The sequence below is a fragment of the Gordonia sp. UBA7860 genome (genome assembly GCF_002500165.1).
Classification (GTDB): Bacteria; Actinomycetota; Actinomycetes; order Mycobacteriales; family Mycobacteriaceae; genus Gordonia; species Gordonia sputi.
Genome location: NZ_DLSO01000014.1, coordinates 22,778 through 49,681 on the forward strand (window position 1 = coordinate 22,778; position 26,904 = coordinate 49,681).

General features: G+C 65.8%; 26 protein-coding genes. 6 read left to right on the plus strand and 20 right to left on the minus strand.

Annotated elements, in window-relative coordinates; all coding sequences use genetic code 11:
• Window positions 1-153: 153 nt before the first annotated feature.
• The 15 genes from B3T59_RS02005 to hpt form a co-directional block, all read right to left on the minus strand.
• Window positions 154-1,128, minus strand: coding sequence for a helix-turn-helix domain-containing protein (locus tag B3T59_RS02005; protein WP_287001376.1), 975 nt, complete (start codon window positions 1,126-1,128; stop codon window positions 154-156).
• A gap of 161 nt (window positions 1,129-1,289) precedes the next feature.
• Window positions 1,290-1,721: a hypothetical protein gene (locus tag B3T59_RS02010; protein WP_064863525.1), complete on the minus strand. Its 432-nt coding sequence runs from the start codon at window positions 1,719-1,721 to the stop codon at window positions 1,290-1,292.
• Window positions 1,722-1,925: 204 nt separating this feature from the next.
• Window positions 1,926-2,735, minus strand: coding sequence for a type III pantothenate kinase (locus B3T59_RS02015; RefSeq protein WP_287001377.1), 810 nt, complete (start codon window positions 2,733-2,735; stop codon window positions 1,926-1,928).
• A gap of 7 nt (window positions 2,736-2,742) precedes the next feature.
• A complete protein-coding gene (panD, locus tag B3T59_RS02020) occupies window positions 2,743-3,195 on the minus strand; it encodes an aspartate 1-decarboxylase (RefSeq protein WP_064863527.1) in 453 nt (150 codons plus the stop codon).
• A 4-nt stretch (window positions 3,196-3,199) separates the two neighbouring features.
• Window positions 3,200-3,322, minus strand: coding sequence for a hypothetical protein (locus B3T59_RS02025; protein ID WP_287001378.1), 123 nt, complete (start codon window positions 3,320-3,322; stop codon window positions 3,200-3,202).
• Window positions 3,312-4,226 (minus strand): pantoate--beta-alanine ligase, encoded by a 915-nt coding sequence (gene panC, locus B3T59_RS02030; RefSeq protein ID WP_287001379.1) that lies wholly within the window; start codon window positions 4,224-4,226, stop codon window positions 3,312-3,314. The genes B3T59_RS02025 and panC overlap by 11 nt, the downstream gene beginning before the upstream one ends.
• A gap of 68 nt (window positions 4,227-4,294) precedes the next feature.
• Window positions 4,295-5,323, minus strand: a complete 1,029-nt coding sequence (locus tag B3T59_RS02035; RefSeq protein ID WP_287001380.1) for a Rossmann-like and DUF2520 domain-containing protein — start codon at window positions 5,321-5,323, stop codon at window positions 4,295-4,297.
• Window positions 5,324-5,472: 149 nt separating this feature from the next.
• Window positions 5,473-6,828, minus strand: coding sequence for a DUF6779 domain-containing protein (locus B3T59_RS02040; protein ID WP_005207544.1), 1,356 nt, complete (start codon window positions 6,826-6,828; stop codon window positions 5,473-5,475).
• 91 nt (window positions 6,829-6,919) lie between these two features.
• The gene (locus B3T59_RS02045; RefSeq protein WP_005207545.1) at window positions 6,920-7,462 is read right to left on the minus strand and encodes a DUF3180 domain-containing protein; all 543 of its coding nucleotides are present in this window, start codon (window positions 7,460-7,462) and stop codon (window positions 6,920-6,922) included.
• Window positions 7,459-8,010 (minus strand): 2-amino-4-hydroxy-6-hydroxymethyldihydropteridine diphosphokinase, encoded by a 552-nt coding sequence (gene folK, locus B3T59_RS02050; RefSeq protein ID WP_005207546.1) that lies wholly within the window; start codon window positions 8,008-8,010, stop codon window positions 7,459-7,461. Before folK ends, B3T59_RS02045 begins: the two co-directional genes overlap by 4 nt.
• Window positions 8,007-8,387, minus strand: coding sequence for a dihydroneopterin aldolase (gene folB, locus B3T59_RS02055; RefSeq protein ID WP_039856327.1), 381 nt, complete (start codon window positions 8,385-8,387; stop codon window positions 8,007-8,009). Before folB ends, folK begins: the two co-directional genes overlap by 4 nt.
• Window positions 8,380-9,243, minus strand: a complete 864-nt coding sequence (gene folP / locus B3T59_RS02060; protein ID WP_039856378.1) for a dihydropteroate synthase — start codon at window positions 9,241-9,243, stop codon at window positions 8,380-8,382. Before folP ends, folB begins: the two co-directional genes overlap by 8 nt.
• A 50-nt stretch (window positions 9,244-9,293) precedes the next feature.
• On the minus strand, window positions 9,294-9,932 hold the full coding sequence (gene folE / locus B3T59_RS02065) for a GTP cyclohydrolase I FolE (protein WP_005207549.1): 639 nt from the start codon (window positions 9,930-9,932) through the stop codon (window positions 9,294-9,296).
• A gap of 11 nt (window positions 9,933-9,943) precedes the next feature.
• A complete protein-coding gene (gene ftsH / locus B3T59_RS02070; protein WP_267626283.1) occupies window positions 9,944-12,364 on the minus strand; it encodes an ATP-dependent zinc metalloprotease FtsH in 2,421 nt (806 codons plus the stop codon).
• Window positions 12,365-12,770: 406 nt separating this feature from the next.
• Complete coding sequence (hpt, locus tag B3T59_RS02075) at window positions 12,771-13,346, minus strand: hypoxanthine phosphoribosyltransferase (protein ID WP_005207551.1); 576 nt, start codon at window positions 13,344-13,346, stop codon at window positions 12,771-12,773.
• Between the two features lie 399 nt (window positions 13,347-13,745).
• On the opposite strand from hpt, the gene B3T59_RS02080 reads away from it, so the two are divergent.
• Window positions 13,746-14,414, plus strand: coding sequence for a hypothetical protein (locus tag B3T59_RS02080; protein ID WP_005207552.1), 669 nt, complete (start codon window positions 13,746-13,748; stop codon window positions 14,412-14,414).
• Window positions 14,415-14,466: 52 nt separating this feature from the next.
• Here the strand turns inward: B3T59_RS02080 and tilS are convergent, their stop codons facing one another.
• The 3 genes from tilS to dacB are packed head-to-tail and all read right to left on the minus strand — an operon-like array spanning window position 14,467 to window position 17,983.
• Window positions 14,467-15,423, minus strand: coding sequence for a tRNA lysidine(34) synthetase TilS (tilS, locus tag B3T59_RS02085; protein WP_005207553.1), 957 nt, complete (start codon window positions 15,421-15,423; stop codon window positions 14,467-14,469).
• Entirely contained in the window at window positions 15,402-16,580 is a 1,179-nt protein-coding gene (locus B3T59_RS02090; RefSeq protein WP_005207554.1) for a zinc-dependent metalloprotease, read from the minus strand. Before B3T59_RS02090 ends, tilS begins: the two co-directional genes overlap by 22 nt.
• Window positions 16,577-17,983, minus strand: coding sequence for a D-alanyl-D-alanine carboxypeptidase/D-alanyl-D-alanine endopeptidase (gene dacB / locus B3T59_RS02095; RefSeq protein ID WP_287001381.1), 1,407 nt, complete (start codon window positions 17,981-17,983; stop codon window positions 16,577-16,579). The genes B3T59_RS02090 and dacB overlap by 4 nt, the downstream gene beginning before the upstream one ends.
• Window positions 17,984-18,119: 136 nt before the next feature.
• Here dacB and B3T59_RS02100 point away from each other — a divergent pair, with 136 nt between their 5' ends.
• Window positions 18,120-18,602, plus strand: coding sequence for an inorganic diphosphatase (locus B3T59_RS02100; protein WP_287001382.1), 483 nt, complete (start codon window positions 18,120-18,122; stop codon window positions 18,600-18,602).
• A 119-nt stretch (window positions 18,603-18,721) separates the two neighbouring features.
• Here the strand turns inward: B3T59_RS02100 and B3T59_RS02105 are convergent, their stop codons facing one another.
• Together B3T59_RS02105 and B3T59_RS02110 are read right to left on the minus strand one after the other, a co-directional pair.
• The gene (locus tag B3T59_RS02105) at window positions 18,722-20,413 is read right to left on the minus strand and encodes an MDR family MFS transporter (protein WP_005207557.1); all 1,692 of its coding nucleotides are present in this window, start codon (window positions 20,411-20,413) and stop codon (window positions 18,722-18,724) included.
• On the minus strand, window positions 20,410-20,892 hold the full coding sequence (locus B3T59_RS02110; RefSeq protein ID WP_005207558.1) for a MarR family winged helix-turn-helix transcriptional regulator: 483 nt from the start codon (window positions 20,890-20,892) through the stop codon (window positions 20,410-20,412). Before B3T59_RS02110 ends, B3T59_RS02105 begins: the two co-directional genes overlap by 4 nt.
• Window positions 20,893-21,077: 185 nt before the next feature.
• Here B3T59_RS02110 and alc point away from each other — a divergent pair, with 185 nt between their 5' ends.
• The 4 genes from alc (at window position 21,078) to B3T59_RS02130 (ending at window position 26,839) form a co-directional block, all read left to right on the plus strand.
• Window positions 21,078-22,061: an allantoicase gene (alc, locus tag B3T59_RS02115; RefSeq protein ID WP_005207559.1), complete on the plus strand. Its 984-nt coding sequence runs from the start codon at window positions 21,078-21,080 to the stop codon at window positions 22,059-22,061.
• 576 nt (window positions 22,062-22,637) lie between these two features.
• Window positions 22,638-24,275, plus strand: coding sequence for an alkaline phosphatase D family protein (locus B3T59_RS02120; RefSeq protein ID WP_005207560.1), 1,638 nt, complete (start codon window positions 22,638-22,640; stop codon window positions 24,273-24,275).
• 72 nt (window positions 24,276-24,347) lie between these two features.
• A complete protein-coding gene (locus B3T59_RS02125; RefSeq protein WP_064906678.1) occupies window positions 24,348-25,637 on the plus strand; it encodes a hypothetical protein in 1,290 nt (429 codons plus the stop codon).
• Between the two features lie 11 nt (window positions 25,638-25,648).
• Complete coding sequence (locus B3T59_RS02130) at window positions 25,649-26,839, plus strand: phosphatase PAP2 family protein (RefSeq protein ID WP_082965628.1); 1,191 nt, start codon at window positions 25,649-25,651, stop codon at window positions 26,837-26,839.
• Window positions 26,840-26,904 lie beyond the last annotated feature (65 nt).

A 26,904-nucleotide genomic window follows, 5' to 3' on the forward strand; every position in this document is an offset into this window, starting at 1 on the left:
CCGGTGACGGCGGCAGCTCGTTTCTGTTCTCGAGTGTGATGCGGGGCACATCAGATTTGAAAGGAGTTGGAGCGAGGTTGGCCGAAATCAGCCGTGATGTCTGATCACCGGAGGACTAGACCGGATGCCAAAGCCGTTCCACCACTTCCTCGTTCAGCGCTCGCCCCGAAGCGCACGACGACGTGCATTGTCGCGCAGTATGTCATCGGGTCTATGTCCGAACCTTGCGTGGTACGTCCGCGAGAAGTTGCCGACCGAGCCGAAACCGCAGCGAACCGCGATCTGGGCCACGGTCAACCCGTCATCGGCCTGGAGCAGCATCCCCCGGGAGCGTAGAAGACGTTGCTCACGAACATATTTGGGAACGCTGGTGTGCGCGTCGGCGAAGATTCGGGACAGATGCCGTTCACTGATGCCGACAGCACGCGCCACATGTGGTGCGGTCAGACCCGTATCTGACAGATTGGCGGCGATGAAGTCACGTGCTCGGTCGAAATGGTTGTGAACGGCCGGCTCCGCTCGCGGGGAGAGGACAGCGGAGATGAGCTCCACCAGATCGTCCTCGGCGAGCGACTCGGTCGCCGGATCGCGCGTCGCGGTGATCAATCGCGTTCTCAGTGCGGCACCGGCGAAGTTGTTGCCGATGTCGATGACCCGCGGGGTGACTCCGATCGGCACCCCCAGCGAGCGGTGCAGAAGTGGAGTCGGAACGACGACGGCCAGAGCTTCGGTGTCCTCCCCGAATCCGCTGACGAACGGGCGCTCGAGGCTCGTCACCAACAACCGATCGACCGTGGCGAAGTGGGTCTGTCCGTCGGTGAACAGAAAGGTATGGCCTTTGAGGGTGATCGTGATCAGTGTGGCGGGCACGCCATCGTCAGATACGAATTTGCCCGACATCTCGACGATGTGCGACCCCATTCGCAACGACATGACGCGCAGCGAACCGACCTCGGCCACCGTTCCCGTTGCGTCGAGTCGCTCGTCACCGAGGACTTTTGCGTGCAGCGGAAGAAAGGTACTGCTGGTGAACTCCTCCCACCGGGCCGCGGATTCGGCACCGAGGCCATCGGTGGTGAAGGCGACCGGATCACGAGCCACGGGCCGCCCCGACGCCCCACGTGCCATGTCTACTCCCACGTCCGCCAGTGCCCACGGCGAAAAACGCGATGAACCGCACCGCCACGCCGCATCTGCTCATGTTATCCAGGTCACATGATGGTTCGGCAAGAGGCATGAAAGCATGGCGTAAACGACGCCGGATGGCCGATTTCGACAGTCGACAGAGCTCAGTGCGCGGAGAACATCGCCAGCTCGGCGTCGCTGATACTGCCGTTGATACGGTCGCGGCGTAGCCGCGTGAAACCGCCGACCACGAACACGGCACCGGTGACTCCACGTGCCTGTAGGTGCCACGCCAACCACTCGGCCTCGTGTCCGTCGTCGCTGACCAGAATCCAGCGTCGATCATGTGTGGCCGTCCGCAGAGCTTTCGGTGATCCCGGCGTGAGCAGGTCGAGGACCTCGGTTGCCTCGACGGCGAGTGCCCCGATCAACGCACCGTCGAGTGTGCGTTTGCGGTGGCTGCGAATGTCGACCGGGACAGCACCCGCCGCCACGGCGGCACGATATGCGCTTGGTTGGACCGATAGCGGGGCGCTGGGTGCGTGAACCGAGATCGGCGCGTGCACGTGCTGGGTGAACTGGACCGATGCGGTCATGGGAGAGATACCTCGGAAGTGATCGAAAACGAGCGGGGGGCGTCGACGAAGGGCGGCCGCATGAAGCGGACTCAGCCCTGACAACACTCCTGACAGCTCTTGATCACGGCGACAAGTTTGCCACAGTGCACGGCTACGGGCCAGGTCTGCGGGAGTTTCGTGCTTGCGGCGCGCAAAAAGAAGTTCGACGCCGCAGTTGTCGCGTCAGCGGGCCCCGCGCCCTCGCCCCTGCTGTTTGGCCCGCTCGGACACCAGGCGTAACCCCTCGAGGGTCAGATACGAGTGGTGTGTGGTGAGCGTGCGGCTCTCCGGGTAGATCAGCGGCGCCAGTGACCCGGTGGCCACGACTGTCAGATCCCGGCCGTCGAAGCCGTCGACGGTGTCGCGCACCCTGTCGACGAGCCCGTCGACCTGCCCGGCAAATCCGTACAGGATTCCCGACTGCAACGCTTCGACAGTGTTCTTACCCAACACGCTGCGCGGGGGCATGAGTTCGACACGGCGCACGGTCACCGTGTGCTCGGCGAGCGCCTCGACGCCGAGGTTCACTCCCGGCGCGATGGCACCGCCGAGGAACTCGCCCTTCGCCGACACCGCGTCGACAACTGTCGCGGTGCCGAATGCGACGACGACGCACGGCCCGCCGTAGATATTGTGCGCGGCAAGACAATTGGCCACACGATCGGTGCCGACCTCTTTGGGATTGTCGACGAGTAGCGGGACCCCGGTTCGGACACCCGGTTCGAGGAGAACGTGATGGACGCCGCCGTCGTAGCGCGAGACCATGACGCGCAGTTCCCGCAGCAACGCCGGCACCGTCGACAACGCTGCTACGCCGGTGATCTGCTCGATGTCGTCGCCGAGTAGCCCGCGGATCGCCATCGCGAGTTCGTCGGCGGTCAGGTGCGGGTCGGTGTGAATCCGCCAGTCGCGCACCAGTTTGGCGTGTTCACCCGACCCCGCGAACACCCCGAGATGGATGTTCGTGTTCCCAACCTCGACGACGAGCAGCATCGACGACCTACACCGTTGAATCTGCGAAGTCGGTTCGCGCAGAGTGCGTTTCGGGGTGGCGCGGGTCGAGAAGTCCTGATCCTTCTGGCGCGTGCGCGGGATCCGTACCGTTCTCGGCGACGCGGTTCGCCTCGTCGACGAAAACCACGTGCGGACTGTAGGCACGCACCTCGGCTTCGTCGAGGATGCCGTAGGCGATGATGATCACCAGATCGCCGGGATGAACGAGATGTGCTGCTGCGCCGTTGATCCCGATGACGCCGGTACCGCGGTCGCCCGCGATCGCGTAGGTCTCGAGACGGGCGCCGTTGGTGATGTCGACGATGGTGACCTGTTCGCCTTCGAGAAGGTCCGCGGCGTCGAGCAGGTCGGCGTCGATGGTCACCGACCCGACGTAGTGCAGATCGGCCTGAGTGACGGTCGCCCGGTGGATCTTCGACGTCATCATGGTGCGAAACATGCTGTCATTCCTCTGTGTTGGCGTGCATGCGGGCGGGCTGCAGAGTCTGTGGGGGCGTGATCTCGACAAGCTCGATCAGCGGAGAGCGGTGCTCGATCAGCGCGGGGCGCTGCGGGTCAGTACGCATCGGGGTTCCCGATGTCCTCGGGCTCGATGCCGATCGACACGCCGACGTTGTCGATCAGCCGCGCCGCGCCGAGGCGGGCGGCGACCAGCAGTCGTCCGTCACCTTTGTCGGGCGCTTCGCCGAGGGCGCGGTCGCGCAGCGCGAGATAGTCGAGCTCGATCTCCGGCGATGTCGCCAGAACCGCTTGTGCAGCAGCGAGAATCGCATCCTTGCCGCCAGGAGCGGCGTGCGCGCCTGCCGTGAGCGCCGCGGACAGCGTGGTGGCGATTTCACGCTGCTCCGGTGTCAGGTAGCGGTTACGCGATGACAACGCCAGGCCGTCGGCCTCGCGCACCGTCGGCACCCCGACGATGTCGACGTCGAGGTTCAGGTCGGCCACCATCTGTGCGATCAAGACCAACTGCTGGTAGTCCTTCTCCCCGAAGAACGCGGCGTGCGGTGACGCGATGTTGAGGAGTTTGCACACCACGGTCAGCATTCCCCCGAAATGTCCCGGGCGCACGGCGCCGTCGAGGATTTCGCCTGCCAGCCCTGGCACGATCGTGGTGCGCGGCCCAAGGGGATACATGTCGTCGACGGTCGGCGCGAACACCAATTCCACACCGGCGGAACGCAACAGCTCGACGTCGTCGTCGAACGTCCGCGGGTAGGCGTCGAGATCTTCGTTCTCGCCGAACTGCAGCGGGTTCACGAAGATCGAGACGATGACCACCACGTTGCCGACGCTCTTGGCGGCGTCGATCAACTGCAGGTGACCGGCATGCAGCGCACCCATCGTCGGTACCAATGCCACGCGCTTACCCGCGCGACGCAGCGCCTGACTGACTCGGTGCAGTGTGGCGGGGTCGCGATGCACCGTCAGTTCACCTCGGGCGTAGGCGTCTGGACTCAGCGGCGCGGTCATCGTTCTCCTCCTACACAGCTCGAAAGGCCGTGCATCACAACATCTGTCAGCATCTGTTCGGTGTTCACTCACTGCTCCAACACGTCGAGGAGCGGTGCGGGTGCGTCGGTGTACGCGGCTGCCCGACGCGCAAGGATGCGATACGCCTCAGCGATCGCATCCGGTCGATGACCGCCGGCTAGCGCGCGGAGAGCATCGAGGTGGTCTGCGACGGCCTGCGCGTCGCCTCTGGCCACTGGCCCGGTCAACGCGGCGGGGCCGAGATCGAGCACATTGTGGAGGGCCGCGGTGAGAAGCGGCGCGAGAATGCGTTCGGCCAACCGTTCCGAGGATCCGTCGACTGTCGCCGCGTCCCGACCGGACTCCCCCGCGCCGCCCTCGATGGCCGCGTTCATCGCCACGACCGCATCGCTGACAAGTGCGACGAGATGATTGGCACCGTGCGCGAGTGCGGCGTGATAGAGCGTGCGGTCGGCCTCGGCGATCCGGACGGGCTCGCCGCCCATCTCGAGCACAAGGGCCGACGCTATCGCGAGACCCACCTCGTCGGCAGCGGTGACGCCAAAGCACGCCTGCGGCAGCCGGGCAGTGTCATTGTCGGTTCCGACGAACGTCATCGCGGGATGAATGGCCAACGGAAGCGCCCCGATCGCGGTGAGGGGCGCAAGAATGTCGACGCCGTGCGCGCCCGCTGTGTGTACGACGAGCGTCCGGGGACGCAGCCGACCGCTGTCCACGATCTCGGCGACGACGTCGGCGATGCGGTCGTCGGGCACCGAGATGATCAGGAGTTCCGAGCGCGCGACGACGTCGGGAAGGTCGAGGATCTGCGATTCGGGAAGTCGTTGGGCGGCGCGGCGTCGAGAGTGTGGCGACCGCGCCACAACCGCTCCGACCACGTGGCCTGCGCGTTCGAGTGCCTCGCCGAGTGCGGTTCCGACACGTCCCGCCGAAATGATGCCGATGGTCAGGCGCGCGGGTGTCGGCAGATTGCTCACGCCTGCGAATTCGGCGGAGAAAGATCCGGAATGGCCTGCTCGCCCCGCGTCGCGGGGTGGCTGATTCGACACGGCGGGATCGCCGTTCGGTGAGGTCACCGGTGTCCTCCCAGATCGTTCCAGTCCCAACTGCAGCGTGGGTACCGGACGTGCACCGCAATGCTAGGCGCTCGACGCATCGTCGGGCCAATGCCTGTGAGACGGGTCACCCGAGAGGACCGGTCAGAAGGGTGCCGGGCTGTGAGAAGTCAGTCTTCGCGACGGCGACGTCCGCCGCCGCTACCGCCGGAAGTCTGGCGAAGCTGATTGAGCAGCTCCGCGACCGGCAGCCCCGCTGTGTGCGCGGCGTCGTGGTCGTCGTCTTCCTCACGGCGTCGTCGGCCACCGCTGTAGCCGGCACGCGCACCGTCGTCGCCGGTCTCGTGACGCCCCGCCGTGGTGTCGGTGGCATCGGGGGTGTCGGTGTCTCCGGACTCCGGTGCGGGTGAGGTTGCCGCGTCGGCCGCCTGGGTGTCGTGCTCCGGCGCCTCGACGGTCTCGGCAGCAGGGGCCGTCTCCGCAGTGGGGACATAGAATCCGCCGGAGAACGGCGACGCCGAGGTCGGTTCTGCGGGCGGAGGCGTCTCGTCGAATCCCGACGTGTAGGGCGCGCGCGGCTGTTCGTCGACGACGTCGACGACCACCTCTTCAACCCCGAACTCTTGAACGGGTTGCGCCACAAGCGTCTCGTCGACGGCCCGTGCCTCGACTTCTTCGGCGCGGACGTCCTCGACGGCTACGTCCTCGACGGCTTCGACGGCGACTTCGTCGGCGCGGATGTCGTCGAGCGGAACCTCGGTGGCGATGCGGCCGGAGATGGGGGCGTCACCCGGAATGACCGGAAGCACTTCCGTCATCTCGTTGGGATCGACATCAGACCCGAAGCGTCGCGGAGCGTCGAACGGGCGGGAGTCGCGTCGTCGATGCTCGGCGCCCGGGGCGGTCTGCTCGAAATCGCGGGCGGCAACAGCGCCGTCGTCGTGAGCGGTGTAGTCGGTCTGGCCGTAGCCGCCCGGGTAGCCCGCCCCGCTGCCGTAGCCGCCGGCCTGGGGATCGGAGTGACCCGGCTGCGCTCCGAGACCGCCGAGACCCGAGGCCAGCTCGCGCAGCTTCTCGCTGGGAAGCGCCGCTCGCTGGTCGGGTAGCGACTCGCCCAGCAGCATCTCCAGGCTCGACCGCAGAGCGAGTACCTGCGCCTTGAGTTCTGCCAGCTCGACACCGGCCTCGTCGCTGATCTCCTTGCGGATCGTCGATTCGACGTCGAGCTCGTACTGCCTGCGCGCGGCGATCTCGCGCTCGAGTTGCAACTCGTACACCAGTCGCAGATCGCGGCTCTTGCTCTCGGCGCTTTCGGCCTGTCTGCGGTAGCGAGTGACAAGGATCGCCGCGATCACAGCGGCCCACAGCGCCGCGATCACCGCCAGCGATCCGAGCACCGAGATCTGATCGGCGAAGAGCATCAACACGCTGGCCACCACGGCCAGCACGATCAGGAGACCCACCAACCACTGCCCGACGCGACCGGAGCGGCGTGTGTCGGCGGCACGGCCAGTCGAGGTCGTCATGATCGTGAACTTACCCTCTGACGGCCCGCGCGACCGCCAGGCTGGTGCGGAGAGTCACGATTGGCCTCATAAAATCCCATCACAGAGGGGGTCACGCGGGCCCGGGATGACCGTCTGCCCGCGGCTGCGTCGGCTGGTCGGTCGGGTCGTCGGGTGCCCGGCAGCAGTACTCGAGCCACAGCGCCGCGACGACGAGCACGAGCCCGCCGAAGGCGCCGACGATCGCACCGGGTCTGTCATGCTCGGCAGCATTCACGCCGTGCTGACTCCACAGGAACACCAGCATCCCCACCCATACGCCGACGGCCACGGCACCCAGGATCGCCGACGCCTTGGCCAGTGCGAGGACACGCGCTGCGGTCAGCGGGTGCAGCTGCCCGCGTGCACGACCCACCTGACGGTCGGCGACACGTGCGCGCACCACGAATGCCATCGCCGTCTCGATCGCGGCGAGCACGTAGAGGACGATTCCCGCCAGCAGCGGCAGCGGGGGCAGTGCCGAGTAGTTGTAGCGCACCAGAATCCACGAGATCACCGCGACAAAGACCGCAATGATCAGCAGATCACGTGGCCGGGTCGGACCAAGGCCGGGTTCGTCGGACTCCGGTGGCGTCGACGGCTGCGGGGTTGTCACCGCGCCACCTCACTCCCGGGTCGGCCCGGCTGCGAACCTCCCGGGCGCACGTACAGTCGGTGCACGCCTGCGCGTTCACTCGCGGGTAGTGCCGCGACCAGGTCGACCACCGACCGGACACCGTCGGGCGTCCACAGCGTCGCGTCGGGTTCGATCTCCAGCCACGGCACGAGCACGAAGGCACGGTCGGCGGCTCGCGGATGCGGCAGCGTCAGCACGTCGTCGTCACTGATGATCGGCTGCCCGTCGGCGTCGGTCGCACAGATCACGTCGACGTCGAGAGTTCTTGGGCCCCAACGGATGTCTCGGGTCCGGTCAGCAGCGCGCTCGAGTTCGAAGCCACGCTCCAACCAGTCACGCGCAGAGATCGGGGCGTCGACGATGAGCGTGATGTTGTAGAAGTCGGGTTGTTCGACGCCGCCCCACGGGGCCGTCGAATAGATGCTCGACGCCGCGACGAGGTTGTCGGCGAATGCGTCGACAACCTCACCGAGCCGGGCCACTCGGTCGCCGAGATTGGTACCGGCGGACAACACGGCGCGCGTCATCTCGCACCACCCGCCGATTTGCGGGAGCGTCGGGTCACGACGGCGACGTCGGCGAAATCCAGCGGGATCGGCGCGGACGGCTTGTGCACCACCACTTCGCACGCGTGAATGCGGTCGTCGAGCATGACCTTCTCGGCGATCTCCCCGCCGACAGCCTCGATCAGATTGCGGGGGTCACCGGCGACGACGTCGTGGACCTGCTGTGCGAGCGACCCGTAGTCGATGGTGTCGGCCAGATCGTCCGACGCCGCGGCGGCCCGCAAGTCGGCCCACAGCGTGACGTCGATGATGAAGTCCTGCCCGTCGCGGCGTTCGTGGTCGAAGACGCCGTGGTTGCCGCGCACCCGCAGTCCGCGCAGTTCGATGCGGTCAGCCATCTCGATGCTCCCGCCGGACGGTATGCCGGTCACGCCCACCCGAACGCCACGCCGCGGCGACGGTCACCGCATCCCGGTTGGCCGCGACGTCGTGGACCCGAACTCCCCACGCGCCCTGCACCGCGGCGAGCGCGCTGATCGACGCCGTCGCGATCTCGCGTCCCTCCGGTTCACGATCGTGGCCGTCGGCGGCGAGCAGCGTGCCGAGGAAACGCTTGCGCGACGCCCCGACGAGCACCGGAAAACCGAGATCGACCAGCGTCGGCAACGCGTTGAGCAGCGCCCAATTGTGTTGTGCTGTCTTGGCGAATCCCAGCCCGGGATCGAGGATGATGTTGTCGGGATCGACCCCGACGTCGACAGCGGCGTCGACCTGGCCGAGGAGCTCACGACTGACCTCTGCGACCACGTCGCGGTACCCGCCCGTGTCGTCGACCCGGTGCGTGAATCGTCGACCGGCATCCGATTCGGCTGCCGCGGGACGCCAGTGCATCAGAATCCAGGGCAGTCCGGCGTCGGCGAGAAGCGCTGCCATGCCCGGATCGGCGCGACCCCCCGACACGTCGTTGACGATCGTCGCCCCGGCCTCGATGGCGGCCGACGCCACGCCTGCGCGCATCGTGTCGACCGAGACCTGTGCACCCTCGGCAGCGAGTGCGGCGATCACCGGAACCACCCGCTTGATCTCGACGGACTCGTCGACGCGTACCGCACCCGGGCGGGTCGATTCGCCCCCGACGTCGATGATGTCGGCGCCGCCGGCGAGCAGACGAAAACCGTGTTCGACGGCGCGCTCGGCGTCGAGGTAGCGACCACCGTCGGAGAATGAGTCGGCGGTGACGTTGACGACGCCCATCACCTTTGTGCGCGCGTCATCGGCCGTGTCGACGGCGACCGGGTGAGCGGTCACCGGGTGATGAGGTCGAGTGCCTCGCCGCGCGAAACGGCGCTGGTCTTGAAGATGCCGCGCACCGCGGACGTCGTCGTGCGAGCGCCCGGCTTGCGGATGCCGCGCATCGCCATGCACAGGTGTTCGGCTTCGATCACCACGATCACGCCACGTGGATTGAGCCGCTCCACCAGAGCATCGGCGATCTGGCTGGTCAATCGCTCCTGCACCTGCGGACGCTTGGCGTAGAGGTCGACGACGCGCGCCAACTTCGACAGTCCGGTCACCTGGCCCGATGGGCCGGGAATGTAGCCGACATGGGCGACACCGTGGAACGACACGAGGTGGTGCTCGCACGTCGAGTACATCGGGATGTCTTTGACCAGCACCAACTCGTCGTGGTCCTCGTCGAAGATGGTCGCGAGTACCTCCGACGGGTCGGTGTAGAGCCCGGCGAACATCTCGCGGTACGCGTTGGCCACGCGGGTCGGCGTGCGTCGCAGCCCCTCGCGGTCGGGGTCTTCGCCGACCGCGATCAGCAACTCCCGGACGGCAGCTTCGGCGCGCTCCTGGTCGAAGAAGCGCCCCTCTCCGGTCGATAGTTCGCGCGACGCGCCGTCGTGAGTCGCGATGTCGTGACCCTCGCTGATTGTCATCGATCCGACCCTCAGGCTCCGTCTCCGTGTGAACGATTGTCCCCGTGTGAACGATTGTCCCCGTGTGAACCGCTGTCGCCGGAGTCATCACGATGCTGCCCACCGTTGTGGCCCGCACCGTTCTGACCGCCGTACGAGCCGTTGCCATAGCCATACCCGTTGGGCTGATTTCCGTTGGCGCCGTTCGGGTTTCCGTTCTGCGGATATCCCTGCGTCTGCGGATACCCGTGCGACTGCGGATCTCCCTGCGACTGGGGCGGCCAACCCGGCGCCGACCAGTCACGCGGGGCGCCGTAGTCGGGTCGGGTTCCGCCGCCCTGCGGGCCCTGCGGGTAGGGCTGCTGCGGGTAGGGCTGCCCGTAGCTCTGACCTGGATAGGAACCCGGACCTTGAGGCGTTCCGTAGTAGGGCTGCTGCCCACCGGGGTAACCGGACGGCGAGCCCGGTGCACTGCCGGCACCGACGGGTTCGCGCACCGGCTCCGGCGGAGGCGGAGGCCACGGCTCGCCACGTTCGATGGCCCTCTCGCCGGGGGTCTTCACCGGGGGCTTGTCGCTCGGGGTGCGCTCGCCGAACTCGTTGAACGTCGTGATTCGCGGACGCTTCTCGACGTCGGAAAGGATGCTCTCGAGATCCTTGCGGGTCAGCGTCTCCTTCTCAAGGAGTTCGCTGGCGAGCACGTCGAGGGTGTCGCGGTACTCGGACAGAATCGCCCACGCCTCGGTGTGCGCGGCCTCGATCAGTCGGCGCACCTCGTCGTCGATTTCGCTCGCGACCTCGGCGGAGTAGTCACTCTGCGCGCCCATGCTGCGGCCGAGGAACGGATCGCCCTGCTCCTGCCCGTAGCGCACAGCGCCGAGCTTGGCGCTCATGCCGTATTCGGTGACCATCGCGCGTGCGATCTTGGTCGCCTGGTCGATGTCCGACGACGCGCCGGTCGTCGGCTCGTGGAAGACCAATTCCTCCGATGCGCGTCCGCCCATGGCCATCACCAGACGAGCGATCATCTCCGAGCGCGTCATCAGGTCTTTGTCCTGCTCGGGCACGGCGAGCGCGTGACCGCCCGTTCGTCCACGCGCGAGGATCGTCACCTTGTAGATCGGGTCGAGATCGGGCATCGCCCACGCGGCGAGCGTGTGACCACTTTCGTGGTACGCGACAACCTTCTTCTCGTGTTCGCTGATGATCCGGCTCTTGCGACGCGGTCCGCCGATGACACGGTCGACCGCCTCCTCGAGCATCTCCGCCGTGATGACCGTCTTGTTCTCGCGTGCGGCGAGCAGTGCGGCCTCGTTGACGACGTTGGCGAGGTCGGCGCCCGACATTCCTGGCGTGCGCTTGGCCAAACCGTCGAGGTCGGCGTCTTCTGCGATGGGCTTGCCCTTGGCATGCACCTTGAGGATTGCCCGACGACCGGCGATGTCGGGGTTGCCGACGGGGATCTGCCGGTCGAAACGTCCCGGACGCAGCAGCGCAGGGTCGAGGATGTCGGGACGGTTGGTCGCTGCGATCAGGATCACGCCCGAGCGGTCGCCGAAGCCGTCCATCTCCACGAGCAACTGGTTCAACGTCTGCTCGCGCTCGTCGTGACCACCGCCGAGACCGGCACCACGCTGACGGCCGACGGCGTCGATCTCGTCGACGAAGATGATGCACGGGCTGTTGTTCTTGGCCTGCTCGAACAGATCGCGCACACGCGACGCACCGACACCGACGAACATCTCGACGAAGTCAGAACCGGAAATGGTGAAGAACGGCACGCCCGCCTCGCCAGCGACTGCCCGCGCCAGCAGGGTCTTACCGGTACCGGGCGGACCGTAGAGCAGCACGCCGCGGGGAATCTTGGCGCCGAGCGCCTGGTAGCGCGCCGGGTTCTGCAGGAAGTCCTTGATCTCGTACAACTCTTCGACGGCCTCGTCGGCACCCGCGACGTCGGCGAAGGTGGTCTTGGGCATGTCCTTGGACAACTGCTTGGCCTTGGACTTGCCGAAGCCCATCACGCCGCCCTTGCCGCCACCCTGCATGCGGTTCATGACGAAGAAGAAGAGCCCGAACAAGAGCAGCATCGGCAGCAGGAAGATCATGATCTGCCAGAACACCGACTGCTGCGTCACGTTGGTCTGGTAGCCGGCCCCGGTCGACTTGACCGAGTCGAAGACCTGCTCACCCGCCGAAGCCGGGTACTTGGTCGAGATCTTCGTGACGTCCTTGCCGTCGACCTTGATTGCATCCTTGGTCTCGATCCGCAACTGCTGTTCGCGATCATCGATCTGGACGAACTTGGTGTTCTTGGTGTTGAGCTGTGTCAACGCGACAGAGGTGTCGACCCCGGTGTAGCCGCGATCGCCATCGCGCATCGCGCTCCAGCCCCACAGGGCGAGCACAAGCACCGCGAGTATCGCGAGGTTACGGAAGACTGTCTTTCGGTTCATGCGCATTGGTGGAGGTCCAGGCCACGTGTTGGGCCGCCCGGCGCCGTTACCACTGTCCTTCCCATCGGTTCGTGAACGATGTGAACGCCACCCAAGGGTTCGGTCGTACACATTGAGGCTACCGGTCAACGATCACGCAGGTGAAACCGTTCCCTGTTTGTCTGCGTGGCTTCGCCACGCGCTGTTTGCGCCCTCAGCGCCACTCTTCGTCGTCACCGGCAACGTCGCTACGCTCCTCGCCGGCCCTCCTGCATCGCGGCGCGCGCAAACAGGGTTTGTCTGCACGGGCTCCGCCCGCGCGCTGTTTGCGCCCTCAGCGCCACTCTTCTCGTCGTCACCGGCCCCGTCGCTGCGCTCCTCGCCGGCTCCTCCTGCATCGCAGCGCGCGCAAACAGGGTCCTGGGTGCTAGTTCTCGTAGACCGAGGCGCGCAGGCGACCGATGAAGGGGAGGTCGCGGTAGCGCTCGGCATAGTCGAGGCCATAGCCGACGACGAACTCGTTCGGGATGTCGAAGCCGACATCGGCGACGTCGACGGGCGAACGGACGGCCTCCGGCTTGCGCAGCAGCGTGCACACCGCCAGCGACCGCGGCTGGCGGGTGGCGAGGTTCTTCATCAGCCACGACAGCGTCAGACCCGAGTCGATGATGTCCTCGACGATGAGCACGTCACGGCCCGCGATATCGCGATCGAGATCCTTGAGGATGCGCACCACGCCCGACGACGACGTCGCCGACCCGTAGCTCGACACAGCCATGAACTCCATCTGCGACGGGATCGGCAGTGCGCGGGCGAAATCGGTCATGAACATGATCGCGCCCTTCAGGACGCCGATCAGGACCAGATCGTCCTGCAGGTCCGTGTAGCGCTGCACCACCGACTGGGCCAGCTCCGCGGTCCGCGCCTTGATCTGTTCCTCCGTAATGAGGACTGCTTCGATGTCGTCGCCGTAGTGGTGCTCGATCTCGATCTCGGAATGCACGGATACCAGCTTGACACGTCCGCCGAACCGGGCGAAGCCCGCGGTGCCATCTACTGCGCCTGCACGCGATTGCCACCTACAGAAAATGTCGTCCGATAACAGGACAAATCTATTACAAGAGAATAACGGATCGAAACATGCGTCACCCACGGTTCGCGTTCAGCCCGCGCTCCGAGAAAAGAAGTCACTATCTATTCTTGAGCCTCACCGTGATCGGCATCACACAACACGAAGCTCGGCATTTCTGAGAATCACACGACGGCGTAATCGCCGATGACAAGCAGACTCAACGTCGGATCAAGGACGAGGACGACAATGAACCAACAGCGGCGACACCACACCCAGCCACCCTCTCGACTAGCACCTTCGCTTAGCGAAATATACGCGCCGACAGAGTATTTGATACGTGCGATTGCAATCTTCGCCGCCGCAGCGCTCGCGATCCCCCTGCTGCACGCGACCGCCCACGCTGCGCCGTCGTCGGACTCGGTGCACTACCGACTCTCCGGCCGGCCAAGTTCGCTGAGCATCTCCGTGGCAGACGGAACGATAGCCCGCGAGGGCTCTGACCTGGTCATCAAGAATGGCGCGGGAAAGTCCCTTTTCCGCATGGCTTTGTGGTATCGGGACGAATATCTCGAATTCCCCATCGACGCGCAAGTGACTCCGACATCCGCGACATTGGTCCCGTCCAAAGACAAACTGCGTGCACATCTCGTCGATCCGGTACATGTGAACGCGATGCGCGCCGTCGCCGCCAAGGCAACACCACAGAAGCAGACGAAGCAGACAAAGCAACAACGCGACGACGAGGCGTTGACGCGATTCAACGGCCAGTTGTCGGCCGGAATGACCATTTCTTCTCTGGTCGGACTCACCGTCGGCGCAATTATCGGGGGCGCGATCGGGTGCGCGATCGGAGCCGTTGCCGCAGGAATCGGGTGCATCTTCCCGGGCATAGAGATCGGTGCGACGCTCGGCTCGATCGTCGGAATCATCCTCGGCGGGGGTGGGACGCTGATCCTCTCGGCAATCCAGTACTTCCAGACGATCAACTCACCCGTCTAGATCAACTGGTGCGATCCTTCCGCGATGACCCGGCCACGATTCGCTGGCCGGGTCATCGCGGAAGACGCGTCACCCTCATCCCATCGGCTGTCCGTTCGACCGCCAGCCGGTGATCTGGCGTTCCGCCGATCGCCACCTGGCCAGGCCGAACGCCCCGGAGTAGCTCATCGACGGCCTCGATCACCCGCGTCGTGGGTTCTGTCGCACCGACCTCCCGCAGCCAGCGCCGCACGACCCTGGTCCGCACCGCGTCGGGAAGGTCGGCGACCGACGCGACGTCGAGTTCGGCGTGCTCGCCGATCCGCGACGACGTCGAGTAGATCTCATCCGCAACGTCGTCGAGAGCATCGACGTCGGCCTGCAGCGCAGTGGCGGTGCGCGCCAGCGCCTCGACGACCCCGCCGTGCAGGACGTCGTCGAGCAACGGGATCACCTCGGCTCGCAACCGAACGCGTGTGAATCGCGGGTCGCGGTTGTGGGGGTCGGCGTGCGCGGGCAACGCCAGCTCGGTGCATGCGCCGACGGTCTGCGAACGACGAACACCCAGCAGCGGCCGACCCCACGGCTCACGCCACGCACGCATACCCGCGAGCGATCGCGCGCCCGACCCCCTCCCGAGGCCGAGCAATACCGTCTCGGCCTGGTCGTCCATGGTGTGGGCCAGCAGCACGGGCATTCCGTCGCGAGCGGCGTCGAGTGCCGCGTACCGGGCTTCACGCGCAGCGGCCTCCATGCCACCGGCTGTGCCGACGCTCACCCGCAGGATCTCCGCAGACGCACCAAGTCCCGTTGCAGTCCGCGCCGCATTGGCCGCAACCGCATCCGAGCCGGGCTGTAGTGCATGGTCGACGATGAGCGCGCGAACCGTCAGCCCCGCGCGGAGCGCTCCGGCGGTGAGCGCCAACGAGTCCGGCCCGCCGGACAACCCGACGCACACCTCAGTGCGCCCGGGCAGGTGAGCGGTCGCGAAATCTGCGACCGCGCGGGTCACAGCACGCGTGCAATCCATCGCGACGGCTCGTCGATCTCGTCCGGTCGGGGCAGCGTCTCCGCATTGGTCCAGATGGTGTTGAAACGCTCCATACCGACGGTCCCGACGACCTCGTCGACGAAGGCCTTACCCCGAATGTATTGCGCCAGTTTGGCATCCATACCGATCAACGCTCTGATGATGCGCTGCACGGGATTTCGCGGTGCTGTGCGTCGTTTGTCGAACGATGCGCGGATCTGCTCGACGGTCGGAACCTGCGCTGGGCCAACGGCATCCATCACGTGGTCGGCATGCCCCTCGAGGAGGGTGCCGAGCATCATCATGCGCGTGAACGCCTCGTATTGCTCGGGCGTCTGCAACATCTGCATCACACCGATGACGCCCTTTTCCCGCTTGGCACCACCTCGTACAGCCGAATTGATCCGTGCAACAACATCTGTCACCGATTCGCCCGCATCGGAGGTCAGTACTGCGATGTTGTCGAGCATGTACTGACGCAGCCAGGGGTTTGCGGAGAACTGCACGCGGTGGGTCACCTCGTGCAGACACACCCACAGACGGAAATCCGACGGCACGACGCGCAGACTGCGCTCCACCGCAATGATGTTCGGCGTCACCAGCATGAGCACGCCGGGATTCTGGGGCCCGCTCGAATCCGAGCCACTCGGCGTGAACGGGTCGTACTGCCCGAGGATGGCGCCGGCGAGAAACGCGAGGAGACCACCTGCCTGCAGGCCGCCGACCTTCCCCGACAGTCCGCCACCGGACTCGTCGCCGTCACCGTCGAGCATCGATCGCATCGATTGCGACGCGGCGTCGACCCAACCGCGCCGATCGACCACGAGCGCACTCGGAACGCGCAGCCCGTCGGCGAGTCCGGTGACCTCGCGCACCGGCCCCTCCGCGCGCACCGCGGCGTCGGCCAGTTCGGCCTGCGCGGCGTCGAGCGTGTACTCGGTGACCTTCGGTCCAGGGCGCACCAGCCGTTTTCCGACCGTCGCGGCAAGCGACCAATCGATGCGCGCGCCGATCGACTCGCCGCGCTCATCCCGCTGGTCGGCCTCCGCCCGCTGGTCGAGCTCACCCCGCTGGTCGAGCTCACCCCGCTGGTCGGCCTCCGCCCGCTGGTCGAGCTTGTCGAGACCACTTCCCACGTCGTCGGTCGGCTCGGTCATCGGCACCCGCACTCCCTCAACTTGCCCGCGACGTTGTCGAGGGCCGGCCGCGCGTCCGCGGGAGAGGTGCCTCCCGAGATCAACGCGAACGACAGCACCCGACCGTCGACCGTCTGAACTATGCCGGTCAACGAACTGACGCCGGTCAATGTTCCGGTCTTCGCACGCACCCAACCTGCGCCGGGGTTCTCGCCGACGGTGAATCGGTCGGCGAGTGTTCCGGTGCCGCCGGCAACCGGCAGTCCGTCGAGCATCGGGCGGATCTTGGAGTCGATCGTCTGGTCGCTGCCGGTGGGTCCGCTCGCCGCTGCCATCAGCTTGTCGAGGAGCGCGGCGGGTACCAGGTTGCGGTACGACAGCCCCGACGTATCGCGCAGCGTCACGTTCGAGACGTCGAACTTGTTGTCGGCGAGCGTCTGCTTGACCGCCGACGTACCGCCCGCGAGTGTCGCGGGCCCGCCGCGTGCGACGGACAGTTCGACGCCGAGCGCTTCGGCGAGCACATTGTCGGAGTAGCGGAGCATGTCGTTGACCCTGGTGACCAGTGGAGCCGAGCGGACAGTCGCGATGGTCCGCGCACCGGCGGGAGCGGTGACATTCGTAACCGGGGCGTCGACGTCGAGCGCCTCGGCAAGTTGCTCTCCCGCGGTGATCGCCGGGTTGTCGACGCGCGGCGAGTATTCGTTGAGTCGATCCGTGCGCGCGCCGTCGGTCATCAGCGCCTCGATCGGAGCGATGTCGCCGCCCTTGATGTCGTCGCGGCTCCAACTGCTGTCCATTGTCGGACCGGTGTACGCGCTGGTGTCGACGGCCACGGACGTGACCGAGACCCCCGACTTACGGACTTGCTCGGCAAGATCGCTGATCCGACCCGGATCGGTGTAGAACGTCTGCGACCGCTTCGACTGGGCCGACAGCGTCGGATCGCCCGCCCCCTTGATGATCACCTGACCGTCGGTACCCACCACGACGGTCGTCGTCAGGCGCGCATCGTGCGGCAGTCCGAGCAGCGCGGCAGCAGCGGTCAGGATCTTGGTGTTCGATGCCGGCACTCGTGGGGTGCTCGGAGTCTTGGACCACAGGATCGCGCCGGTCAGCGAGTCGCTGACCTGGCCGGTGAACTCGCCGAGCTGGGGCGCGCGGGCCGCTGCGGCGATCTGTTTTGTGACGCCGTCTGCCGTCGGCTGTGGGGCCGTGGCCGACACAGCGTTGATCGCAGGTGTCGCGGCGATCGGCGCCGGCCGTGGCGGCACACCCGCGGGCAGGTCGTCGGACTTGTTCATCCGCAACGCCACGAACAGCACACTCGAGGCGATCAACGCCAGCACGACCACCGACACCAGGGTCCACACAACCGCGCGACGTCGACCGCCCAACCGACCGTCCTGATTCCTCGCGCCCACTCGACCTCCGGTCTCGACCCATCTCTTCCGACGCCCCACAGTATCGTTGAGGCGATTCGCACAGCCGGACCGTGGCTGTCGACACCCGCCGACGGCGCACCGATCCCGCCCGAGGCGCCACGATCAAGGAGGAACCGTGGAATTCGATATGACCATCGAGATCCCCAAGGGAAGTCGCAACAAGTACGAGGTCGACCACGAGAGCGGAAAGGTCTTCCTCGACCGCTATCTCTACACCGCATTCGGCTACCCCGCCGACTACGGCTACATCGACAACACACTCGGCGAAGACGGCGACCCGCTCGACGCGCTGGTCCTGCTGCCCGAGTCGGTGTACCCGGGCGTCGTGGTCAAGGCACGCGTGGTCGCGATGTACACGATGACCGACGAGGCAGGTGGCGACGACAAGCTGCTGTGCGTACCCGCCAAGGACGTGCGCTGGGATCACATCCAGGACGTCGGCGACGTGTCGGAGTTCGAGCTGAACGCGATCTCGCACTTCTTCGAGCACTACAAGGATCTCGAGCCCGGCAAGTCGGTCACACCGGGCGGTTGGGTCGGCAAGGACGAGGCGGAGAAGGTGGCCCAGGCCGCCGTCGAGCGCTTCCCGGGGCACTGATTCGACGCTCTGCCGCCACACACTGAAAAGTCCACCTCATCTGTTGCACGTCACCTTCGGCACTGCCGAAGGTGAACCGACACGGATGAGGTGGACTTTTTTGGGTCTACCCTTCCGCCCTACTCGGCAGCGGCAGGTTCGGCGGTCGGCTGCCCGCGGCGAAGCGGGAGCTCCTTCCACGTCACCGTGCCGATGATCGCCAGTAGCGAGACGATCGACACCGTCAGGAACACCGTGTCCATCGAGTTCGCGAAGCCCTCCTTGATCGGATCGCCCAGTTCGGCGGGCAACTTCTCGATGATCGACGTATCGCTCATCACCGCGTCCGACGACCCCGACGCTCCCCCGGGATTCTGCGACGCCGCGATCAGACCCTTCGCGAACTCACTGACCTGCGGATCATCACTGCCCGCGGCCCGCACGACGGCGGCGCGGTACTCGGGAGTCTGCGCCGCAGCGACCATCTCGTCCTTGATGTTCGGTCCCATCATGCTGAACAGCAGCGAGAAGAACACGGCCACACCGAGAGTCGCGCCGATCTGGCGGAAGAAGGTTGCGGTGCCGGTCGAAAGACCCATGTCCTTGGGCGGCAAGATGTTCTGCATCGCGAGCGTGATCGGCTGCATCAGGTTGCCGAGTCCGAAGCCGAGCAGGAACGCCATGAGCATGACGGTCCACACCGGCGTCGACGTGCTCACCAGGTGCAGCAGGAACGTGGCAACGGTGATGAGCACCGCGCCCACGATCGTGAACACTTTGTATCTGCCTGTGCGCGAGATCATCTGACCCGACGCGATCGAGCCCATCATCAAACCGAGGACCATCGGCAGCATCTGCAGGCCCGCGACCATCGGGCTCGAGCCGCGCAGCACCTGGAAGTATTGGGGCAGCATCGAGATCCCGCCGAACATCACCGCACCGACGACCATCGAGATCACGATGCCCTGCGCGAACACCCGATTCTTGAAGACGCGCAACGGGATCAGCGCGTCGTCGCCCATCTTGTGTTCGATCCAGACGAACAGCGCGATGCCGAAGGCTCCGACGCCGTAACAGAGCCATGCCCAACCCGAGAACCAGCCCCATTCGCGGCCCTGCTCGGCCACGATCAGCAACGGCGCGATACCGACGGCGAGCGCGAAAGCACCCCAGTAGTCGGTACGGCCACCGCGACCCTTTTGTTGGTCGTAGTTCAGCACCTTCGCGACGACGATCAGCGCGATGATCCCGATCGGCACATTCACCAGAAAGACCCAGCGCCACCCCGACACCCAGAGGATCGTCGACTGACCGGCGAAGAAGCCACCGAGTACCGGACCGAGCACACTCGACGTGCCGAAGACCGCGAGGAAGTAGCCCTGGTATTTCGCGCGCTCACGCGGTGGGACGATGTCGCCGATCGTCGTCAGCGCCAGGGTGAACAGACCACCGGCACCGAGCCCCTGCAGAGCGCGGAACGCCGCGAGCTCGTACATCGACGTCGCGAGCGAGCACAGCAGCGATCCGACGACGAAGATCGAAATGGCAAGCAGGAAAAAGGGTTTGCGGCCGTAGAGGTCGGAGAGCTTGCCGTAGAGCGGCGTGACGATGGTCGACGTCACGAGGTAGGCGGTGGTCACCCAGGCCTGCATGTCGTAGCCGTGCAGGTCGTCGGCGATGGTGCGGATCGCCGTCGACACGATGGTCTGGTCGAGCGCAGCGAGGAACATTCCCAGCATCAGGCCTGCCAGGATCGTGAGGATCTGCCGGTGGGTCAGACCGGCGCCCGCAACGTCGTCCGACGCGGTGGACACCTGCGTCTTGTCTGTCATCTCGTTCCTTTCCCGGAATGTTCGCCCGCGGGCACGATGAGCTGCTCCGCGGCGTCGACGAAGCGGTCGAACAGCACCACCAGCGTCGACAGTTCGTCTTGGGTCCAGTCCGTCATTGCGGACTCGAATGCTTCACGACGCATCGCTCGCATGCCCTCGACACGTCGACGTCCTGCGTCGGTGATCACGAGGAGCGTCGCGCGTCCGTCGTCCGGGTCGGCTTCGCGACGCACGAGGTCGAGGTCGACGAGTTGCGCGACGTGTCGCGACACAGTGGACGGATCGGCGTTGAGCGCTGCGGCGAGTTCACTTGACCGCATGGGTGCACGGTCGAGGTGGAACAGCCCGCGAAACGCTGCGGTCTCGAACTCTCCGTCCTTCGTGCGGAACGTGGTGTGGACCGCGCGATCGCGAACACGCAGATATCGGCTGAGTGAATCGAAGAGCTGGTCGATCGACTCCGGTTTGAGCACGGTCACCGCCTTTTACTACCTAACGGACAAAGCCGACAGATGTTGCCTATTGCAAGTAGTTGCATGTTGCAAGCAAATGTCGAGCGCAAGTATGCGCTCGAGTTCTGCGGTACGCAAACAGCCCACTACCATGGACATTCGTGACTCCTCAGCCTCCACCACCGTCAGGTAGCCGCCCCCACTTCACCTCGATGCCCGACCTCGCATTGCGCGATCTCGGCGGCGCGGTCGTGTGGACCAACGACGATCTGTTCGCGGAGGTCCAGAACCTGATTAAGACCGGTCCGGCCGAGTACCGCCCCGCGACGTTCGGGCACAAGGGCCAGGTCTACGACGGCTGGGAGACGCGACGCCGACGCCGCGACGGAGTCGACCAGGCGATCATTCGCCTCGGCGCGCCCGGAGTGATCTACGGCGTCGTCGTCGACACGTCGTGGTTCAAGGGCAACTATCCGCCCGAGATCTCGGTCGAGGCGACCGCGGTCGAAGGCGTCGTATCGGCACAACAGCTCGTCGACGACGCCGAGTGGACGACGATCGTCGAGAAGACCCAGGTCGACGGCGACACACGCAATCCGTTCAAGGTCGACGCGAAGGACCGGTTCACGCACGTCCGGCTCACCATGCACCCCGATGGCGGTGTCGCACGTTTCCGCGTCCACGGCCGGGGCGTGCCGAACCCGCACTTCTTCCGCTACGGGCACTTCGACCTCGCCGCGCTCGAGAACGGCGGATTGATCACCGCATGCTCGAACATGTTCTACAGCTCGCCGAACAACCTCCTGATGCCCGGTCGCGCGCGGCACATGGGCGAGGGTTGGGAGACCAGCCGCCGTCGCGACTCGGGCAACGACTGGGTGCAGGTGCGCCTCGCCGGGCAGGGCAGGGTGAGTCTCGTCGAACTCGACACCAGCTACTTCATCGGCAATGCGCCGGGAGCAGCGACGGTTCGCGGCAGAGACGGCGAGAACGGCGAATGGTTCGACGTGTTGCCGCGCACCGAACTTCAGCCCGACACCCGCCACCGCTTCGTCATCGATCTCGACCGGCCGATGACCGAAGCGCGCATGGACATCTTCCCCGACGGCGGCATGGCACGGTTCAAGCTCTACGGGTTGCTCACCGAGGAATCGCAAGCGGGCCTGATCGAGCAGTGGGAGCGCGGCGAGGCCTGAGCGAGATCGCCCGCCGACCGAGCCCGCGCCACTGATCGAGTCCGCGCCGCTGATCGAGCCCCAACCGCTGATCGAGCGCAACCCGCTGATCGAGCTTGTCGAGATCACCCCACCCGCCGGTCGAGCCCGACCCGCTGATCGAGCTTGTCGAGATCACCCCACCCGCCGGTCGAGCCCCACGCCGCTGATCGAGCTTGTCGAGATCACCCCACCCGCCGAAACTCGAACTGCGGCAACATCTCTGCGCCTCGGCGTGGCCAAGCCGTGCGGGCCGTCGACGTACGCACCATCTCCAGCGACTCGTCGTCGAGGCAAGTACGGCACACCGAGGTCAGCGAGCGGCGGCACGGCCACGCGACCGTGTGGTCACAACCACATAGTCGCGCGCCCGTCCGGCAACTCGCTGCAGGACAAACTGAGTGGGCATTCACATACGCGTCTCACGAGGATCTATTAGCCTGCCGTTCGCCTGTTGGACACCGAGGAGGGCTTCGCTAACTCTTCGTGACCCACGAACCTCACAGTCTGCCCGATTCGGACACCTCGCCCGTCCCGCCGATGTCGCGCCGGCGATTCATGCAGACCGCCTCAGCCGCAGCCGGCACGGCAGCCGCGCTCGCAGCCGGTGTATCCGAAGCGGTTGCCGCACCGCGTCATCAGGCCTTCCTTCACTCGGTGGCCTCCGGCGATCCGCTGCCTGATCGGGTCATCCTGTGGACCCGGGTGACTCCTGAGCCGCGGGCAACACCCGGATCGGGATTCGGCCAACCGACCAACGTCCGGTGGCAGGTGTCCGTTGACCCCGGATTCACGCGCATCGTGTCGTCGGGCATCTTCTCCACCTCCGTTGATCGCGACCACACCGTCAAGGTCGACGCCGCGGGCCTGTCACCGTCGACGCGGTACTTCTATCGCTTCACCATCGCCGACGGCCCACTGGCGGGCACCGTGTCACCGACGGGGCGCACCAAGACCGCTCCGGCGCTGTCGGCCGATATCGACAAGCTGCGGTTCGCGGTGTGTTCGTGCGCGAATTACGAAGCAGGCCACTTCATCTCCTACCGTGCCATGGCGCAACGGGATGACCTCGACTTCGTGCTACACCTCGGCGACTACACCTACGAATACGAGACCGGCGGATATCCCGGCGCGTACAACGAGACAGTCCGCGCCACCGCGCCGGTCCACGCGACCGTCACCGTCGACGACTACCGCATCCGGCAGGGCAAGTACCGCCAGGATCCCGATCTCGCCCGCGCGCATGCCACTCACCCGTTCATCTGCATCTGGGATGACCACGAATCGGCCGACAACTCCTATCGGGACGGCGCAGAGAACCACAAGACTCTCACCCAGGGCAGCTGGAGCGCTCGCAAACGTGCGTCGGACAAGGCGTACTTCGAGTGGATGCCGGTGCGCCCCAATTCGATTGACAACGGCGAACACCTCTACCGTCGGTTCCGCTTCGGCCAGCTCGCCGAGCTGATCATCCCGGACCTACGCTCCTACCGCGACAAGCAGTCCTACCTCAAGGTCGACGATCCCAACCAGAGCCTCACCGGCAAGACGCAATACACGTGGCTCGAGACCTCGATCACCACGTCGTCAGCGAGCTGGCAGGTGATCGGCAACGAGGTGATGATGGTTCCGCTGGTGATTCCCGAGACCACCGACCCGCGAGTCGCCGACTGGCTCCACAAGCAGATCGGCCTGCCCGCCGACGGAATCACGATCAACAACGACCAGTGGGACGGATATCAGGCCGAACGCCGCGCACTGCTGCACGCGATCGACAAGGCGGGCAAGAAGAGCGTCGTGCTGGTCACCGGCGACATCCACAGCTCGTGGGCCAGCGAGATCCCCCTCAGCGCGCCCCACTACGGCAAGGATGCGAGCGGGCGCGTGGTCGCGTGCGAATTCACCCCGCCCAGCATCACCGCGGCCAGCGGCTACGACAGCATCGCCATCAACAGGGCACTCGCTGCTCCGGTTGCGACGGCCCTCGACGTCGCCCAGGAAGCCATCAAAACCGCGAACCCCTGGATCAAGGACGTCGAGCTCACCACACACGGTTTCGGAGTGATGGAGATCAACAAGTCACGCGCGCAAATGAACTGGTTCTACGTCAAAGACGTGATGAACCCGGCGTCGTCGGTGCACCCCGCCTTCAGCTGGTACACGCGCGCCGGACAGCCGAAACTATTGCGCGCCTGAGCTTTTTGACGTCCTTATTATCCGACGGCACCCACTGAACGGCCCCGATTTTCTCGCAATGATTGGACTCCCATGCATTCTGACCACTCCGCCGTGGCTCCACGACGCACACTCGCCCTCGCTGCGGGACTGACGGCGTGTGCCGTGGCGGCCACGGTTACCGTCGGTGCGACGTCCGCGCATGCGGCGCCCCTCGGGCAGCCGTCGGCGCCGTTCCCCACCGAATGCAGGTCGGGTAGCACACTAACGCTCGGTGAACTCGTACCGATCGTTGCCAAGTCGCTCGACGCCCGAGCACCCGGCGCCGCGCCGTCGATCGACAGCGCCGCCGGTCGATTCTCCACGCAACTGCACAACAGCACCGTCAGCACCCTGGTGGTCACTCAGCGCGGGTCGGAAGTGAGCCCCGGTCAAGGTGTGCAGGCCACCCACGGTGCCAATGCGCTGGTTCAACAGGTGTTGTCGATCAAGAACGGCACCTATCGCGACGGCTACCGGCTGTCCTCGATCACGCTCAACGACGCAGTCGAGACCGTTCTCGTGGGGATCGAGGCCAACGACGCGATCGTCCTCGACAACATCGCGACCATCCTCGGCGAGGTGGCGTCGAAGGCCGTCTCGGGTGCCGTCGGTGTGCCGATCGTCAGCAGCATCATCGGATCCATCGCGGGAAAGATCGTCAAATCGGTCGCCGCGCTGCCGGGGACCGCGGCCGAGAAGGGCGGAAAAGCCCTTGGAGACAAGGCAGACAGCACCTGTCTGGCGGCCGGAGACGGCACCACACCGGTCCGACGGGAAACGGTCAAGGACGCCTTCGCCGTGAACGTCAGTCCTGAGCTGACCACCTTCGCGAAGTCGTTGAGTCCGTCGAGTGGCGACTGTCGCCCGCTGGCAGGCCTGAGCCTGGACGAGGCCGTCGCCTACGTCGGCGCGACGCATGAGTCGACGCTACCGAAATCGCAACGGGCGTCGTTTGCGGCGAGCGTCAAGACCGTCCGCGCCAACCTACACAAGGTGTACCTCAGCAACGCCTTCGTCCCGAAGAACAAGGACGAGCTGATCGGCGTATTCGAAAAGGTGGCGGGTCTGCCCATCATCGGCGGTCCTGGCCTGACCTACGCGGCCGGAGTGCTGCAGAACCTCAGTGCCGGCGGCGAACTCAGTCACCACATCCCGTTGTCGGATGTCTCGGTCAACGCTGTGTTCAACGGGGGCCGTGCCGTCAACGATCTCCGAACTTTCAAAGCAACACCCGAATGGGCTCTTGCGAGCGCACAGGGTGCTACAAAAGCGTTGTGCCGCACCACCGATGAAGGCAAGCCCTACCCAGGCGCCGACAAGACCGTCTATCTGGGCAAGTGAGGAAACACTCGATGTCATCGATCCACATTCCCGTCAGATCGCTCAGGCGCGTCGTCGCGGCCACCGCTCTGACCGCCTGCGCACTCCTCGGCGCACAGGTACCCACGGCCGTCGCAGCGCCGACTCGACCCAACCCGACGCCGTTCCCCGCGGGTGCGATCGCGACGGTGTACCAGTCCGACGTCCACGGCTCTGACGTCATCTATTGGCCCGTGATCTCGAGCTTCACCGACATTCGCAAGAACCACCCCGACACGATCGCCGAGAACTCGGACAAGACCGCAGCGATCAATCAGTCGGCGAAGAACGATCCGGCACGTCAGAAGCGGGCACTTGACGACGGCTACGCGATTGACGGCTTGTCGCAGAACCAGCTCTACACAATGTCGGATGCGTTCGGCGCCAACCTCGGTAGAGATTTCCGTCAGGCCCTTGCGGACAAACGACTGCCCAAGGTCTCAGCTCTGCTCGACACATTGTTCGCCCGGGGTCAAGGCATCGCTGCGTCCACGGCGATCGAGAAGGCCCTCTCTGACAACGACCGTCCGTATGTGGCCGAACCCGACCGCATCACGGTGTATAACCGGCCCGGCAGGTCCAAGAGCGACGTGCAGTCCAGCGGCTCGTCGTACCCGTCCGGACACACCGCGTCGGCAATGATCCGCACCGGGCTCCTGGCACTGATGATTCCCGAACTCGCACCACAGTTTCTTGCGCGCGGTAGCGAGGCCGGCTACAACCGCGTGGTGCTGGGAGTGCACTATCCGCTCGACGTGATCGCGGGACGGATGGTTGCCGACGCCGCCGTCGCCGACAGGTACGCCGACCCCAGGTTCCGGCCGCTGATCGTCGCCGCCGGACAGGAGCTTCGCGCAGAACTCGAATGGCGTTGCCGTGCAGCACTTTCGACGTGCATTGCGCGCGATACTCCGTATCGCAGCACACCCGGCGCACTGGCCGACTACGACGCGCGCATGTCCTACGGACTCTCGCGCATCGGCTCGCCGAGTGCAGCATTTGTCGTACCGCCCACAGCCGTCGACCTGGTGCTGCGCGCACATCCCCGACTCACCCGCACCCAGGCCGCCGATCTACTTCGACGCACCGCATATCCCGCCGGATATCCGCTCGACGACCAAAAACCCGGCGCGCAGTCGTGGCAGCGACTCGACCTGGCCCGCGCCTACGCCGTACCCCGCTGATCGAGCCCAACCCGCTGCTCGGGGCTTTACCCGCTGATCGAGCTTGTCGAGATCACGCCGACCGA

What these genes read in the sequence shown, in the direction of transcription:
- B3T59_RS02005 (WP_287001376.1), bottom strand. Translation starts at nt 1,128, where the DNA reads ATGGCACGTGGGGCGTCGGGGCGGCCCGTGGCTCGTGATCCGGTCGCC.
- B3T59_RS02010 (WP_064863525.1), bottom strand. Translation starts at nt 1,721, where the DNA reads ATGACCGCATCGGTCCAGTTCACCCAGCACGTGCACGCGCCGATCTCG.
- B3T59_RS02015 (WP_287001377.1), bottom strand. Translation starts at nt 2,735, where the DNA reads ATGCTGCTCGTCGTCGAGGTTGGGAACACGAACATCCATCTCGGGGTG.
- panD (WP_064863527.1), bottom strand. Translation starts at nt 3,195, where the DNA reads ATGTTTCGCACCATGATGACGTCGAAGATCCACCGGGCGACCGTCACT.
- B3T59_RS02025 (WP_287001378.1), bottom strand. Translation starts at nt 3,322, where the DNA reads ATGCGTACTGACCCGCAGCGCCCCGCGCTGATCGAGCACCGCTCTCCG.
- panC (WP_287001379.1), bottom strand. Translation starts at nt 4,226, where the DNA reads ATGACCGCGCCGCTGAGTCCAGACGCCTACGCCCGAGGTGAACTGACG.
- B3T59_RS02040 (WP_005207544.1), bottom strand. Translation starts at nt 6,828, where the DNA reads ATGACGACCTCGACTGGCCGTGCCGCCGACACACGCCGCTCCGGTCGC.
- folK (WP_005207546.1), bottom strand. Translation starts at nt 8,010, where the DNA reads ATGACGCGCGCCGTGTTGTCCGCCGGTACCAATCTCGGCGACCGAGTG.
- folB (WP_039856327.1), bottom strand. Translation starts at nt 8,387, where the DNA reads ATGGCTGACCGCATCGAACTGCGCGGACTGCGGGTGCGCGGCAACCAC.
- folP (WP_039856378.1), bottom strand. Translation starts at nt 9,243, where the DNA reads ATGGGCGTCGTCAACGTCACCGCCGACTCATTCTCCGACGGTGGTCGC.
- folE (WP_005207549.1), bottom strand. Translation starts at nt 9,932, where the DNA reads ATGACAATCAGCGAGGGTCACGACATCGCGACTCACGACGGCGCGTCG.
- ftsH (WP_267626283.1), bottom strand. Translation starts at nt 12,364, where the DNA reads ATGAACCGAAAGACAGTCTTCCGTAACCTCGCGATACTCGCGGTGCTT.
- tilS (WP_005207553.1), bottom strand. Translation starts at nt 15,423, where the DNA reads ATGGATTGCACGCGTGCTGTGACCCGCGCGGTCGCAGATTTCGCGACC.
- B3T59_RS02090 (WP_005207554.1), bottom strand. Translation starts at nt 16,580, where the DNA reads ATGACCGAGCCGACCGACGACGTGGGAAGTGGTCTCGACAAGCTCGAC.
- B3T59_RS02105 (WP_005207557.1), bottom strand. Translation starts at nt 20,413, where the DNA reads ATGACAGACAAGACGCAGGTGTCCACCGCGTCGGACGACGTTGCGGGC.
- alc (WP_005207559.1), top strand. Translation starts at nt 21,078, where the DNA reads ATGCCCGACCTCGCATTGCGCGATCTCGGCGGCGCGGTCGTGTGGACC.
- B3T59_RS02120 (WP_005207560.1), top strand. Translation starts at nt 22,638, where the DNA reads ATGCAGACCGCCTCAGCCGCAGCCGGCACGGCAGCCGCGCTCGCAGCC.
- B3T59_RS02125 (WP_064906678.1), top strand. Translation starts at nt 24,348, where the DNA reads ATGCATTCTGACCACTCCGCCGTGGCTCCACGACGCACACTCGCCCTC.
- B3T59_RS02130 (WP_082965628.1), top strand. Translation starts at nt 25,649, where the DNA reads ATGTCATCGATCCACATTCCCGTCAGATCGCTCAGGCGCGTCGTCGCG.